Annotated in this window: 13 protein-coding genes; 3 read left to right on the top strand and 10 right to left on the bottom strand. The window is 68.3% G+C overall.

What is annotated here, in order from left to right:
• Positions 1-75: 75 nt before the first annotated feature.
• From ACVN9Z_RS09105 to ACVN9Z_RS09095, 3 genes are all read right to left on the bottom strand, one after another.
• Positions 76-489: an ATP synthase subunit I gene (locus tag ACVN9Z_RS09105; protein ID WP_026385148.1), complete on the bottom strand. Its 414-nt coding sequence runs from the start codon at positions 487-489 to the stop codon at positions 76-78.
• A gap of 571 nt (positions 490-1,060) precedes the next feature.
• Positions 1,061-2,617: a DUF1254 domain-containing protein gene (locus ACVN9Z_RS09100; protein ID WP_006386762.1), complete on the bottom strand. Its 1,557-nt coding sequence runs from the start codon at positions 2,615-2,617 to the stop codon at positions 1,061-1,063.
• Between the two features lie 292 nt (positions 2,618-2,909).
• A complete protein-coding gene (locus ACVN9Z_RS09095; protein WP_006386761.1) occupies positions 2,910-3,686 on the bottom strand; it encodes an enoyl-CoA hydratase in 777 nt (258 codons plus the stop codon).
• 39 nt (positions 3,687-3,725) lie between these two features.
• Here ACVN9Z_RS09095 and ACVN9Z_RS09090 point away from each other — a divergent pair, with 39 nt between their 5' ends.
• The gene (locus ACVN9Z_RS09090; RefSeq protein WP_458213350.1) at positions 3,726-5,501 is read left to right on the top strand and encodes a M61 family metallopeptidase; all 1,776 of its coding nucleotides are present in this window, start codon (positions 3,726-3,728) and stop codon (positions 5,499-5,501) included.
• Positions 5,502-6,015: 514 nt separating this feature from the next.
• Here the strand turns inward: ACVN9Z_RS09090 and ACVN9Z_RS09085 are convergent.
• The 5 genes from ACVN9Z_RS09085 to ACVN9Z_RS09065 all read right to left on the bottom strand — a co-directional run bounded on the left by ACVN9Z_RS09085 (position 6,016) and on the right by ACVN9Z_RS09065 (position 10,401).
• A complete protein-coding gene (locus ACVN9Z_RS09085) occupies positions 6,016-7,008 on the bottom strand; it encodes a tripartite tricarboxylate transporter substrate binding protein (protein ID WP_458213349.1) in 993 nt (330 codons plus the stop codon).
• A gap of 37 nt (positions 7,009-7,045) precedes the next feature.
• A complete protein-coding gene (locus ACVN9Z_RS09080) occupies positions 7,046-7,750 on the bottom strand; it encodes a 3-oxoacid CoA-transferase subunit B (protein ID WP_006386758.1) in 705 nt (234 codons plus the stop codon).
• A 1-nt stretch (position 7,751) separates the two neighbouring features.
• Positions 7,752-8,417 carry a 3-oxoacid CoA-transferase subunit A gene (locus tag ACVN9Z_RS09075; protein WP_006386757.1) on the bottom strand — a complete coding sequence of 222 codons (666 nt, stop codon included), beginning with the start codon at positions 8,415-8,417 and terminating at the stop codon, positions 7,752-7,754.
• Positions 8,418-9,386 carry a Bug family tripartite tricarboxylate transporter substrate binding protein gene (locus ACVN9Z_RS09070; RefSeq protein ID WP_024067540.1) on the bottom strand — a complete coding sequence of 323 codons (969 nt, stop codon included), beginning with the start codon at positions 9,384-9,386 and terminating at the stop codon, positions 8,418-8,420.
• Between the two features lie 133 nt (positions 9,387-9,519).
• Entirely contained in the window at positions 9,520-10,401 is an 882-nt protein-coding gene (locus ACVN9Z_RS09065; RefSeq protein ID WP_020925464.1) for a LysR substrate-binding domain-containing protein, read from the bottom strand.
• A gap of 126 nt (positions 10,402-10,527) precedes the next feature.
• Here ACVN9Z_RS09065 and ACVN9Z_RS09060 point away from each other — a divergent pair, with 126 nt between their 5' ends.
• A complete protein-coding gene (locus tag ACVN9Z_RS09060) occupies positions 10,528-11,289 on the top strand; it encodes a maleate cis-trans isomerase family protein (protein ID WP_277402758.1) in 762 nt (253 codons plus the stop codon).
• A gap of 55 nt (positions 11,290-11,344) precedes the next feature.
• On the opposite strand, the gene ACVN9Z_RS09055 is transcribed toward ACVN9Z_RS09060, so the two are convergent.
• On the bottom strand, positions 11,345-12,271 hold the full coding sequence (locus ACVN9Z_RS09055; protein WP_458213348.1) for a LysR family transcriptional regulator: 927 nt from the start codon (positions 12,269-12,271) through the stop codon (positions 11,345-11,347).
• A gap of 153 nt (positions 12,272-12,424) precedes the next feature.
• Here ACVN9Z_RS09055 and pcaD point away from each other — a divergent pair, with 153 nt between their 5' ends.
• Positions 12,425-13,225, top strand: a complete 801-nt coding sequence (gene pcaD / locus ACVN9Z_RS09050) for a 3-oxoadipate enol-lactonase (RefSeq protein ID WP_049051503.1) — start codon at positions 12,425-12,427, stop codon at positions 13,223-13,225.
• Positions 13,226-13,303: 78 nt separating this feature from the next.
• Here pcaD and ACVN9Z_RS09045 read toward each other — a convergent pair whose 3' ends face one another.
• Positions 13,304-14,206, bottom strand: coding sequence for an NAD(P)/FAD-dependent oxidoreductase (locus tag ACVN9Z_RS09045; protein WP_458213347.1), 903 nt, complete (start codon positions 14,204-14,206; stop codon positions 13,304-13,306).
• Positions 14,207-14,224: the final 18 nt, after the last annotated feature.

Raw genomic sequence — 14,224 nt, 5'->3', positions numbered from 1 at the left:
CTATTTGCTGTATGCCCGAGCCCTTGCGAGCCGGACGATTCCACGATTCCGTTTGCCGTAACCTACCCGGCAGCGCTATGACAACTTGCGGAACATCAAAAGCAGGAGATATCCCTTCAGGGTGAGTATCAGACCCAGCAGCGCGGCGGGCCAGACGAGGCTGTCCTGCGCCACACGCGAAAGCAGCCACAACAGCAATGCCGTTGCGAACAGCTTGATCAACTCACCAGAGAGAAAGGTAAAGGGACTGGCTTTACCGGCCCGAACACTGACAGCCAGGCGCAATGCGAACAACGCATTGGGTATGAAATACGCTCCTGCCCCCGCCAGCGCCGACCAACCTGCCGCCGCCCCTCCGACAACCCCCGCTATTACTGCTGCTGCGAGCCCCATGGCGCCTTGCGCCGCCAGTGCCAACAGGAGACCGCGGCCCGCCTGAGCATTCAGCGCCGCGCGATCCGCGTCACTGAGAACCAGCACCCGGTCCACCGGATCCTGACCCGCCAGAACCTGGCGTGCCTCGCCCCGTTGCGCAACGGACTGGTTCATTCCACAGGACTCGTCCCGGGCCTTTCCACCCCAACCGCGCGCAGGTTCGTGCCGCACTGTGTTCTGCTGCATCAAACTTCCCCGCCTAAAGCCGTCGTACTAAAAGCCGTATCAGTAGCCGCGATCACTAACCACGCATTGCCGCTAGCCACGCATGCATTACCAGCCGCGCATTACCAGCCGCGCACACTAGCCGTCCTACAGCCGTTCATACGACCTTTGCCCCTGTCAGAACCGGCGAAATCATCGCCCTGTGTTCTTATCCCGCAAGCGTCAAACCCGCAGAGTATAGCGTGTTTTTTTTTACCCGAGCAAATGAACTTTAGGGGGTTTGTAAGGCGACAACAGGCCCGGCCGGACCGCGCGTCGCGACGGAAATTGGGGACGTGAATGACGCCGGCCAACGCGCCAAAGCGCGGGCGCTCGGGACAAGAAAAAGCGGCTCCCGCAGGAGCCGCGCGGAGCTGCCCGGCCGGTGGCGCCCACACGCCGCCCGGCCGCGCGCAGCGCGTCAGTCTTCCTTGACCGGCGGCGGCGCCCACAGCCCGTCCAGCGCCACGTCCTGCGGCCAGTACAGGCGCATGCTGAGCAGGAACGGGCCATCGGCGGCCGGCGTGGCCAGCCAGTTGGAACGCTTGCGCTCGCCCGGATCGCGGCGCTGGATGTAGATGTCGAGCGAACCGTCGGCGTTGTACTTCAGGTCGTCGGTACTGCGCAGCGCGTAGCGATTGGCGGGGTTGTCCGGGAAGCCGTGCTTGTCGTTATAGACATGCAGCGACCAGAAGGCATTGGCCGGCGGCAGCTGGCCCTTCTCGAAGTGCAGCACGTAGTCTTCGTTCGAGTTGAGCGCGCGGCCCTTGTTGTCGGCCACCGTGACCGGATAGAGCACGTCTTCCGGCGTCGGCGCGCCCAGGCCGGCGTAGGCGATGGCGGCGCGGCGCGTGTAGTCGGTGCCGTAGGTGCCGATGCCGGTGAGCACGGTGTTCCAGCCATTGATCGGCGTGGCCAGGCGCGACACGCCGTCGGCGATGCGGCGGCCGGCCAGCGGCTGCGCGTCGGCCAGGGCCTGCTGCACGGTGGGACTCAGGCGGCCATACGAAAACGGCTGGCGGCCATCCAGGCCGATGCGGCGCATGCGATCGAGCATGGGCGTGTCGTTGGCATGCGGCGGGTTGTTGCGCAGCACGTCGAAGAACAAGGTGAAGAACGACGCGGCGTCCATGCTGGCGGCCTGCTCGGCCGGCGTACCTTCCGGCAGGTTCACCGGCATCGGCATGGGCACGTCGCTGCCGATCGGGGCCGAGCCGACGCCCGGGCCGGTCTGCGGATAAGGCGAGGCGCTGCCGGCGCCACGATGACGGCCGGGCACCGGCGCCGCCGCCGCCACCATCGGACTGGCCGTCATGTTGGCCTGGATCTGGTTGACCCCGGCGTAGTCCTGCGGACCGCTGGTCTGGGTCCAGCCGATCAGCCAGCCGGTCGAGGTCGGGCTGTGGATCACGTCCATGCCCGGCGGCAGCGCGCCCTGCCAGTTCGGGCCGACGATGGCGAACGACTGGGCGCCGGGGCCGTTGGTGCGCGTGCCGCGCGAGGCGAACACGTCGCTCCACATGTCCAGCGCCGACAGCACCGTGTAGCGCTTGCCGGTATCCGGCAAGCGCACGATCAGCGGCGCGCGCGACACGTCGAACCACAGGCTGGAATACAGCGCGTCGGCGCTGGGCCACGGCGTATCGGCGGCGCGCGGGTCGGGGAACGCGGCCTTGTGCCCGAACTGGTTCATCGGCGCCTTGCCATCCAGCGGCGACTGCACGGCGGTGGCCTTGCGGCGCGCCAGTTCCATCAGCACCATGGGATAGGCGTAGACGTACGCATCGATCGCGGTGTCGCGCAATTCCTGCGCGCTCATCTGCGGCGCGGGCGCGGCGGCGGCGGGATACGGCGTTTCGGACACCAGGCGCAGCGTCGACCGCGGCGATTGGGCTTGCGTAGCGGTCACGAAGCAGACGCTCAGCGCGCCCGCGAGCGCGGCGGCGGACCACCGGCGATTGAAGGGGGAAGTACGCATGCAAGGCTCCTTGTTGCTATTGTTTGCAGACGAGCCGCCGCGCATGAGGCTTACCAGTTCGGGCAAGCCTCTCTGGCGCGGCACCTCGTTTTCAGAGTGACGCCTTTTCAGGATAGGGCCGATCCCTGCAACAAGGTGCTGTCCAAAAGTTTCAAGGCGCAACGCCCGCGCGGAATCGCGCAGCCATGAAAAACGCGCCCGGGGTGGGCGCGTGTCGGAAACAGGGCGTCGAACGCGGATGCCCTGGTCCTGGCATGCCCGGCCCGGGGGGCCGGAACGGGCGTAACAAGAATTAACGGTGTTTGAAGTCGGGTTTGCGCTTCTCGGTGAAGGCGGCCATGCCCTCCTTCTGGTCCTCGGTGGCGAACAGGGAATGGAACACGCGGCGCTCGAACAGCAGGCCTTCGTTGAGCGAACCCTCGAAGGCGCGGTTGACGCATTCCTTGGCCATCATGACCGACGGCAGCGACATCGACGCGATCACGGTGGCCGCGTCCATGGCTTCTTCCATCAACTTGTCGGCCGCAACGACGCGCGACACCAGGCCGGCGCGCTCGGCTTCCTCGGCGCCCATCATGCGGGCGGTCAGGGCCAGGTCCATGGCCTTGGCCTTGCCCACCGCGCGCGGCAGGCGCTGCGTGCCGCCGGCGCCGGGGATGACGCCCAGCTTGATTTCCGGCTGGCCGAACTTGGCGGTGTCGGCGGCGATGATGATGTCGCACATCATGGCCAGTTCGCAGCCGCCGCCCAGGGCGTAGCCGGCGACCGCGGCGATCACGGGCTTGCGGATGCGCTTGAGGGTTTCCCAGTTGCGGGTGATGTATTCGCTGCCGTACACGTCCATGTACGACCAGTCTTTCATGGCGCCGATGTCGGCGCCCGCGGCAAAGGCCTTTTCACTGCCGGTGATGACCACGGCGCCGATGTCCGCGTCCGCCTCGAAAGCCAGCAGCGCCGCCCCGAGTTCGTTCATCAGTTGATCGTTGAGCGCGTTGAGCGCCTTGGGGCGGTTCAGCGTCAGCAGACCGACGCGGCCGCGGGTTTCGACCAGCACAAACGACTCGCTCATTACCTGTCTCCAGAGGATGGGATGAAATAAGATATACGCATGGAAAAAACCGATGCTTTCCCCATACTTTACCGCCTCGCGCCCCACGACCCCGCGGGGCACCGCTACCGGATAACCCTAACCGTCCAGGCGCCCTCGCCGGATGGCCAGCGCCTGTCGCTGCCGGCCTGGATTCCGGGCAGCTACCTGATCCGCGATTTTTCGCGCCAGATCGAGTCGCTGACGGCCCATGCGGGCAGCCGCCGCGTGCCTGTCGACAAAATAGATAATCACACCTGGCAGGCCGCGCCTTGCGACGGTCCGTTGCGGGTGGAGTACACGGTGTATGCCTGGGACCTGTCGGTGCGCGGCGCGCACCTGGACGAAACGCACGGCTTCTTCAACGGCACCAGCGTGTTCCTGCGGGTGCATGGGCAGGACCACCTGCCCTGCCTGGTGGACCTGGCACCGCCGCGCGGCATCGACGGCTGGAAGGTCTACACCAGCCTGCCCGAGGCCCGCGGCCACAAGAGCGCGGCGCGCCGCCATGGCTTCGGCCTGTACCTGGCGCCGGACTACGACGCGCTGATCGATCATCCCGTTGAAATGGGCACGCCGCAGGTGGCGAGCTTCACGGCGCATGGCGCCGAGCACGAACTGGTGTTCACGGGCGTGGCGCCCAACCTGGACCTGGCCCGCATCACCGACGACGTGCGCAGGATCTGCGAAACGCAGATCGCCTTCTTCGAACCGCGCGGCAAGCGCGCGCCATTCCTGGACAGCAGCGATCGCTATGTCTTCATGACCATGGTGACGGGCGACGGCTACGGCGGCCTGGAGCACCGCGCCAGCACGGCGCTGATGACGGCGCGCAAGGACCTGCCGGTGCTGGGCCAGCAGGGCCAGGGCGAAGGCTATCGCGGTTTCCTGGGACTGGTCAGCCACGAGTATTTCCACACCTGGAACGTCAAGCGCATCAAGCCGCAGGCGTTCGTTCCCTACGACCTGGCGCAGCCGGACCTGACGCGGCTGTTGTGGGTGTTCGAAGGCTTCACGTCCTACTACGACGATCTGCTGCTGCTGCGTTCCAACGTGATCACGCAGAACGATTACCTGCGCCTGCTGGCCAAGACCATCACCAGCGTGGCGCGCACGCCGGGGCGGCACAAGCAGTCGGTGGCGGAAAGTTCGTTCGACGCGTGGACGCGCTATTACAAGCAGGACGAGAATTCGCCCAATGCGCTGGTCAGCTATTACACCAAGGGCGCGCTGGTGGCGCTGGGGCTGGACCTGCTGATCCGCCAGGAGTCGGCGGGCGTGCATTCGCTGGACGATGTGATGCGGCTGTTGTGGCAGCGGTATGGGCGCGATTTCTATCGCGGCAAGGCGCAGGGGTTGGCGGAGGATGGCCTGCCGGCGCTGATCAAGGAGGCGACCGGGGTGGATGCGCGGCGCTTCATTGCGCGACATGCCTACGGGACGGCGGATGTGCCGCTGGCGGAGCTGCTGGCCGCTCAAGGCGTCAAGCTGCAATGGAAAGCCTCGGTCAATATTCCTTCGCTGGATGTGCGCACGCGCAAGCAGGGGGATTCACTGGTGCTGGCGACCGTGCTGGAGGGCGGCGCCGGGCACAGGGGCGGGCTGTCGGCCGGGGATGTGCTGGTGGCGATCGATGGCTTGAAGGTCGAGGGGGCCGCGGGCGTCGAAGTGTTGCTGGGGCAGTATCGGGTGGGTGATCGCGTTAGCGTGCATGTGTTCAGGCGGGATGAGTTGCGGATGTTTCAGGTTCGGTTGAGTGGGCCTGAGGCGTTGGATTGTGTGTTGTCGGTTGGGTGAGTATTTTTTTTGGCCTTCTTTATTGGAAGGCCTTTTTTGCATTGGGGCGGTGGGGTTCTTTAGGCGCGTGTGGCGGGGCAGGCGGGGGAGGACGGGGCTACGATTGCGGTCCGGAGCGTTCGCTCCGGACTGCCCCTGCGTCAACCTCGTACGCCTTCGGCTCCCTACGGTTTCCCTTGGGCGCATCTACACGCCCCGCCCTCCCCCGCCTGCCCCGCCACACGCTCGCATTGAAACTTAACGGCCGTTGCTGGGGCGGGCTTTTTGCTTGGCGTTTTTGCCGTCTAGGTGTGGGGTGGGAGGGTCTTGCGGGGCCCGCCGCAAGCGGCCGCGCGGGCGGCCTTTTGCGGCTTACGCGGTGTCTTGCGTCGCGATGAGGGCGCTGTCGCGTATGCGAGGATTTGCGTCTTGCGCGAGCGTTTTCTCGGGTATGCGGGTCTTGAGGGGGCTGTCTCGCTTGAACCTACAGTGACTTTTCCGGTTGCACACGGTGGGCGCGAAGCGCCCTGCCGGGTCAGTTCAACTTCGCGCCGGAGACTTCGACGGCTTGTTTCCAGGTGTCGAGTTCCTTGTTGATGTGGTCGGCGAAGGCGGCGGGAGTGGAGCCTACGGTTTCGTAGCCGTAGCTGTTCAGCTGGGCCTTCAGGTCGGGGGTGTTGATGGCGGCGGCGATGGCGCTGCTGAGGGTGTCGAGGATGGCGGGTGGCGTGTTGGCAGGGGCCAGGATGCCGTACCAGCCGTTGATGACGAAGCCGGGGACGGCTTCGGCGACGGTGGGGACGTTGGGCAGCAAGGGGGAGCGCTGGTCGCCGGTGACGGCCAGGGCCTTGAGCTTGCCGGACTGCACTTGGGGGATCGAGGTGGAGATGCTGTCGAACATCAGCGAGACCTCGCCGCCCAGCAACGCGACGACAGCAGGGCCGCTGCCTTTGTAGGGAACGTGCAGCATGTCGGCGCCGGTGCGGTGCTTGAAGATCTCGGCGGCCAGGTGGCTGGTGTTGCCGTTGCCGGCGGAGGCGAAGCTGAGCTTGCCGGGGTGCTGCCTAGCGTAGGCGATGAGTTCGGGGATGTTGTTCGCCGGCGTGGACAGCGGCGCCGAGACCAGCATGGGCAGGGTCGCGACCAGCGAGACCGGGGCGAAGTCGCGCCGGGTGTCGTAGGGCAGCGAGGGATAGAGGCTGGGGTTGATGGTGTGGGCGGCCAGGACCATCAGCAGGGTGTAGCCGTCGGGCCTGGCGCGGGCCAACTGGGCCGAGGCGATGGCGCCGCCGGCGCCCGGCTTGTACTCCAGCACCACGGGCTGGTTCCACTTCTTTTGCAGGGCCGCGCCCAGCGGGCGGGCCAGCATGTCGGCGCTGCCGCCGGGCGGGTACGGGATCAGCAGCGTAATCGGCTTGTCGGGATAGGCGCCGGCGGGTGCCGCCGCCGCGGGCTGTGCGCGGACGGTGGTCGCCGCGGCAAACAACAGGCTGGCGGTTGCCAGGACGGCTAGGACGGGACGGTGCATGGCGGACTCCGGGATGGCTCGGACAGGGCGGGTTGCCTCAGCCCCTGACGTAGCGCGGCGCGCCGGCGGCATCGAGCGCGATGACCGATGGCGTGTCGGTAAACCGCAGGGGCGCTTCGGTGGCGGCCTGCAGCGCCTCGGCGCTGACGCCTTGCAGCATGGCGTGCACGCGCAGGCCCGCGGACGTGACGTCGATCACGGCCAGGTCGGTGTAGATGCGCGTGACCACGCCGGCGCCGGTAAGCGGGTAGCGGCATTGGCGCAGGATCTTGGGCGCGCCGTCGCGGCCGCGGTGTTCCATCATGGCCAGCACCTGGCGCGCGCCGACGGCCAGGTCCATGGCGCCGCCCACGGCGGGGATGGCGTCGGCGGCATCGGTCTTCCAGTTGGCCAGGTCGCCGCGTTCCGACACCTGGAAGGCGCCGAGCACGGCGTAGTCCAGGTGGCCGCCGCGCATCATGGCGAACGACACGGTGTGTTCGGTGATGGAGGCGCCGGGCAGCAGCGTGATGGGCTGGCGGCTGGCGTTGATGAGGTCCGGATCGACGGCGTCGCCGGCCGCGGCGGGCCCCATGCCGGTGATGCCGTTCTCGCTGTGCAAGAGGATGTCCTTGTCGGGCGGCAGGTAGTCGCCGACCAGGGTCGGCATGCCGATGCCGAGGTTGACCACCGAGCCATCCGGGATGTCGCCGGCCAGCAATTGCGCGACCTGCTGGCGGGTCATGGGCGTGATCGTCGGCATTTCAGGTCTCCACCCGCACCACGGTTTTCACGAACAGGCCGGGCGTCATGATGTGCTCGGGCGCGAAGGCGCCCAGCGGCACGACCTCGTCGACCTGGGCGATGGCGTGGCCGGCGGCCATGCACATCACGGGGTTGAAATTGCGCGCGGCGTGGCGGTACATCAGGTTGCCCCAGCGGTCGCCCTGGTGCGCGCGGATCAGCGCGTAGTCGCCGCGCAGCGGCTGTTCCAGCACGTAGCCGACGCCGTCGATCACCTCCTGGCGGCGTCCTTGCGCCAGCTCGGTGCCGTAGCCGGTGGGCGTGTAGAACGGCCCCAGGCCCGCGCCGGCCGCGCGCAGGCGTTCGGCCAGCGTGCCTTGCGGCACGCATTCCAGTTCCACTTCGCCGGCGCGGAAGGCGCGGGCGAAGGCCTCGGAATTGGGCGGGCGCGGATGCGAGCAGATGATCTTGCGCACCTGGCGGCGATCGAGCAGCGCGGCGATGCCGCGGTCAAAGGTGCCGGCGTTGTTGGCAATAATGGTCAGGTCGCGCCGGCCCAGTTCCGCCAGGCAGTGCAGCAGCTCGTATGGCACGCCGGCTTCGCCGAAGCCGCCCACCAGCACGCTGGCGCCATCGGGAATGATGGCCACGGCGTCCATCATGCAGGCCTGAATCTTGTCGATCACTTATTGCTCCTGGACGATGCCGGCGGCGTCCACGATCCGCTTCCAGCGGACGCGTTCCTGGTCGATGAAGGTGGCGAACTCGGCCGGCGTGTCGCCGCCGGCCTGCCCGCCCATGGCGCGAAAACGCTCGGCGACGTCGGGGCTGCGCACCACGTCGCGGGTGGCGGCATAAAGCGCGTCGATGACGGCGGCGGGCGTGCCGGCCGGCGCCACCAGGCCGAACCAGGCGGTGACCACCATGTCGGGCACGCCAGCTTCGGCCATGGTGGGCACGTCGGGCAATTCCGCCAGGCGCCGGTCGCTGGTGACGGCCAATGCGCGCAGCTTGCCCGACTGGATGTAGGGCATGGAGCTGGGCAGGTTGTCGATCATGAAAGTGAACTGCTGCCCAAGCAGCGCGGCCACCGCGGGGCCCGCGCCCTTGTAGGGCACGTGAGTGCCGCCGATGCCGGCGCGCTGCTTGAACAGTTCCGCCGACAGGTGCGGCGACTGGCCGCTGCCCGAGCTGCCGAACGACACCTGGCCCGGATCCTTCTTCGCCAGCGCCAGCAGGTCGGCCACGCTGCGCGCGGGCGAGGCCTCGTTGACCACCAGCACGTTGGGCACGGAAATCACCCGCGTCACCGGCGCGAAGTCGGCCGGCTTGTAGGGCAAGGTCTTGTAGAGCGCGTAGTTGATGGCATTGGGGCCGATGTTGCCCATCAGCAGCGTGTAGCCGTCGGGCCTGGCGCGCGCCAGGGTCTGCGCGCCGATGATGCCGGCGGCGCCGGCGCGGTTCTCGACGATGACCTGCTGGCCCAGCTTCGCGGCCAGCTTGTCGGCGATCAGGCGCGCCGCGATGTCGGTGGTGCCGCCGGGAGAGGCCGGCACGATGAGGGTGAGAGGCCGTTCGGGCCACGCCGCCACGGCGGGCCCCGCCATGGCGAACAACAGCGCGCCGGCGGCCAGCCAGCGTTGCGGGTGCGGCATGCTTGTCTCCCTGCGAGATCCTGGTGCGGATCGTCTTGTGCGAAAGAGTGTGGCCGCGACGCCGCGAAATGCCTATTCCGGAATCTGGAGGAGCGGCTTCGCCTGCGCAAAAGAGCGCGCCGCGCTCGCCGTGTCAGCGGGCCGCCATCTGCGCCGCCGTGCGCAGGAACGCCCGCAGCGCGCGGTTGCCGTCGTCGCGCCGCGTGACCGCGTAGACCGTGCCGCTGCCCACCGCGGCCGGCAGCGCGCACACCGCGATGCGCGCGCCGAAGTGACCGCAGGTCGACTGCGGCACCAGCGCCACGCCCAGCCCTGCCGCCACCAGCGCCAGTTGCGCCGGCACTTCGGCCACGCGCTGCGCCACCGACTGCGCCAGGCCGGCGCGGGCGCAGGTGTCGGCCAGCTCGCGGGCGAACGCCGAGGTGTCCGTGCGCAGCATCACGAATGCGTCGCGCGCCAGGTCGGCCAGGGCCAGGCGCTTGCGTCTCGCCAGGCGATGACCGGCGGGCAGCGCCGCCACCACCGGATCGGACCACAGCGCCAACGATTGCAGTTCGTCGTCGTCGACCGCGGTGCGCGAGATGCTGACGTCGATGCGGTGGCCGCGCAGCGCCTCCAGCTGCGCCGCCGGGTTCATCTCGTTGAGCAGCACCGAGACCTGTGGATGGCTGGCGGCATGGCGCGCGATCAGCGCCGGCACCGGCCCCATGAAATGCGAACCGGACAGGCCGATCTCGACCCGCCCCGCCCTGCCCTGGTCCACCGCGCGCACCCGCACCGTGGCGTCCTTCAGGCCCGCGAGCGTGGCGCGCACGTCATTCAGGAACGCCGCGCCGGCCTCGGTCAAGGCCACCCGGCGGTTGGTGCGGTCGAACAGCTTGACCTCCAGCTCGCGTTCGAGCTGGGCGATCTGCAGGCTCAGCGGCGGCTGCGAGATATGCAGCCGGGCGGCAGCGCGGGTGAAGTTGAGTTCTTCGGCCAGCACGGCGAAATAACGGAGTTGGCGGATTTCCATGGCGGCCAATGATTTGCAAAAGATATGAAACCAGACAAAAACTATATTGGAAACTATCGTTCGCGGCGAGCAGAATCGGCTTCTCGCGCCCTCCCGGGCGCAGACAACGCTTACCGGAGACCCGCCATGACCCAGTCGCCCCGCGTCCTGCGCATCGGCCAGATCGTTCCCAGTTCCAACACCACCATGGAAACGGAGATCCCCGCCATGCTGCGCCGGCGCGAGACCATCGCGCCCGAACGCTTCACCTTCCACTCCAGCCGCATGCGCATGAAGCAGGTGACGGCGGCCGAGCTGGCCTCGATGGACCGCGAATCCGACCGCTGCGCGCAGGAACTGTCGGACGCCCGCGTCGACGTGCTGGGCTATGCCTGCCTGGTGGCCATCATGGCGCAGGGCCTGGGCTACCACCGCGCCTCGCAGGAACGGCTGCATCAGGCCACCGTGGACAACGGCGCGCCCGCGCCCATCGTCTCCAGCGCCGGCGCGCTGGTCGAAGGCCTGCATGCCATCGGCGCGCGCAAGGTCGCCATCCTGACCCCCTACATGAAGCCGCTGACCAAGCTGGTGGTGGACTACATCGAGCACGAAGGCGTCGAAGTGCACGACAGCCTGTCGCTGGAGATCGCCGACAACCTGAAGGTGGGCGCGCAGGATCCGATGGCGCCCGCAAGCCATGTCGAGCGCCTGGATACGCGCGGCGTCGACGCCGTGGTGCTGTCGGCCTGCGTGCAGATGCCGTCGCTGGCGTCGATCCAGCCGGTGCAGGACCGCCTGGGTCTGCCGGTGGTGACGGCCGCCGCGGCCACGGTCTACCGCATGCTCAAGGTGCTGGACCTGGAGACGCGCGTGCCCGACGCCGGCGAACTGCTGACCGGCAAGTACTGAACGGTGCGGCCGCTCCCTGTGTAGCGGGCAGGGCAAGCGGCTTTCGGATGCGGGATCAGGGCTTGCGCTTTTTTGCCGGCGACACGGCCTGGCGGATGGCGGGCGCGTGCGCGCGCAACGTGTCCCACAGGCGCGTCATGACCGGCCCCTGCGGCCGGTCGGCGCGGCGCGCGGCCGCCAACGTCTCGGTGCTGCCCGGCAGGTGACGATTCGCCAGCGACCACAGCCGGCCGTCTCTCAATTCGTCTTCCACCAGGAAGCGCGGCATGTGCCCCCATGCCAGTCCTTGCAGGATGATTTCTTTCTTCATCACCTGGTCCGCGACCGTGCACTGGCGCGCCCCCTCGATCATGAAGAAGTCGCGCGCCGGCGCATGGCGGGCGGTGTCGCGCATCACGCACTGGGTGTAGTCGCGCAGGTCCTCGGGCCGCAGGGCGCGCCTGGCCGGCGCCAGGTAGCCGGGCGCGGCAACGGGCACGAACGGCACCCTGCCCAGGTCGAGCCATTCGACGCGCGCGTCTCCCGCTTCCATACGATGCAGAATCAGGTCGGCATCGCCTTCCAGCAAGCGTTCCCAAGGCCCGGTCACGGCTTCGAAATGCAGGTTCAGTCGCGTGGCCGGCCACTGCGCAAAGAACTTTCCCAACAGGCCCAGCAGCAGCGGGCGCGGGCAGAAGTCGCCGATCACCACGTTCAGTTCGCTTTCCTGGCCCATGGACAACTGCTCGGCATGCGCGCGCAGGCCGGCCAGTTCGCGCAGCAAGGTCTGGGCGCGCCGATGAAACGATTGGCCCGCCGGGGTCGCCTTCACCCTGTAGCCGCCCCGGTCGAGCAGTTGCAGGTCGAGCTGGCGCTCCAGCTTGGCGACCGCCGCGAAGACCGCGGGATGCGAGCGATGCAGTGTTTCCGCCGCCGCCTGGAAGCCGCCCTCGCGCACCACCGCGTCAAAGCACTGCAGGTCGTGCAAGGTAAATTCGCTCATGTCGGAAATTCCTACAATGTCTGTGCGAACTTTGTAATTTCTTTGGCGCCTGGCCGCAACTACGATCCCGTTCACGTTGTTCCAACGTAGCCGGCCCGGCAGATGAGCGCGACATCCGCCCCGAGGCCCTCTCCCTCACACAGGACGCTCATCATGCAAGACGACATTCCCTTCATCACCACGGGCGACGGCGCCCGCATCGCCTACCGCTGGGACGGCGACGCCGGTCTGCCGGTGCTGGCCTTGTCCAATTCCATCGGCACCACGCTGCACATGTGGGACGACCTGGCGCCGGCGCTCGCGCGCCACTTCCGCGTACTGCGCTTCGACACCCGCGGCCACGGCGCTTCCAGCGTGCCGGCAGGCCCCTACTCGCTGGACCGACTCGGCCGCGACGTGCTCGAACTGTTCGACGCGCTGGGCGTGGCGCGGGCTCACTTCCTCGGCCTGTCGCTGGGCGGCATCATGGGCCAATGGCTGGGCGTGCATGCGCCAGAACGCATCGACCGCCTGATCCTGGCCAACACGTCGCCCTATCTCGGCCCCGCGCCGCAATGGGACGAGCGTATCGCCACCACGCTGCGGGCGCCGGACATGAAGGACACCGCCGAGACCTTTCTGGCGAACTGGTTCCCGGCCGAGATGCTGCGCGCCGGCGGGCCGGTGATCGACACCTTCCGCGACATGCTGCTCAATACCGACCGGCACGGCCTGGCGGGCGCGTTCGCGGCCGTGCGCGACACCGACCTGCGCCGCACCATTGCGCTGATCCCGCGACCGACGCTGGTGATCGCGGGCCGCGACGACACCGTCACCGCCGCCAGCCATGGCGAGCAGATCGCCGCGACCGTGCCGGGCGCGCAATGGCTGCTGCTGGACGCCGTGCACCTGTCCAACATCGAGCGGCCCGATGAATTCCGCGAGGCGGTGCTGGGCTTCCTGCTGTCGCGCTGAAGAAAAGACAGGTCGGTGCCGGGGACGAAACGCGCCGGGGACCGAGGGCTGGCCTGCAAGGGCCGGGGGAACGCGAAGCTACTCCCCTGCCCGTTCCCAGCGCCGCTGGATCGCCTTGGCCGCCACCACGCCATCGGCCATCGACGTGACCACGCAGGGATGCATGCGATGGGCCACCTCGCCGATGGCGTAGATGTCCGGCACGCTGGTCTCGGCGGTGGCGAAATCGGTGCGGATGTAGCCGCGCTCGTCGCGCGCCAGTTGCAGGCCGTCGGCGAACGCGGCCTGCGGCTCCCAGCCGTAGAACACCAGGATCAGGTCGTAGCGCTGGCCGTCCACGCTGCGGGTGGCCGGATCCACCTGGTACGGGCCGATGCGCACGCCTTCCTTGCCGGCGCGCAGCACCCATTGCTGCTGCGCCCGCACGCTGCGGGCGTACAGGTGCACGGCGCGGGCGCCGCGGTTGCGCACGTAGACGTAGTTTTCGAAGGCGTTGTCGCCCCCGCCCAGCACCGCCACCGACAGGCCGGAGTAATCCTGCGCCACGATGGGCGAACCCGGCCCGATCAGCACGCCGGGCCAGCTGGCGCCCGGCGGATGTTCCGGTAAGCCCTTGGCGCGCACGCCAGAGGCGATCACCAGGGTGCGGCCGCGCGTCTGCGATACGTCCCCATTGGCGTCGACCAGGGTCGCCTCGATGCCGCCCTTGCAGGGCCGCACCGCCGTCACGCGGGTGTCCAGGCGCAGCGGCACGCCGGCGGCGCGCACGCTGGTATCGATATTGGCGGCCACCTGCTGGCCGGTCATGCCGGGCAACACCGCGATCCAGTCGTCGGCGAAGGGGTTGTCCACGCTCAGGCCGCCCAGGCGGCCGCTGGCCTCGACCAGCAGCGGCGCCAGGCCCAGCCGGGCCAGCCAGAGGGCGCAGGAGGCGCCGGCCGGGCCGCCCCCTACAATGACCGCATCGTGCATCTGTTGCATTTCATCCCTTGTTTGCCG

The sequence above is a fragment of the Achromobacter sp. KK8 genome, assembly GCF_054188005.1.
Note: the sequence above shows the minus strand (reverse complement) of the source record. Positions and strands in the feature narration are given on the sequence as shown.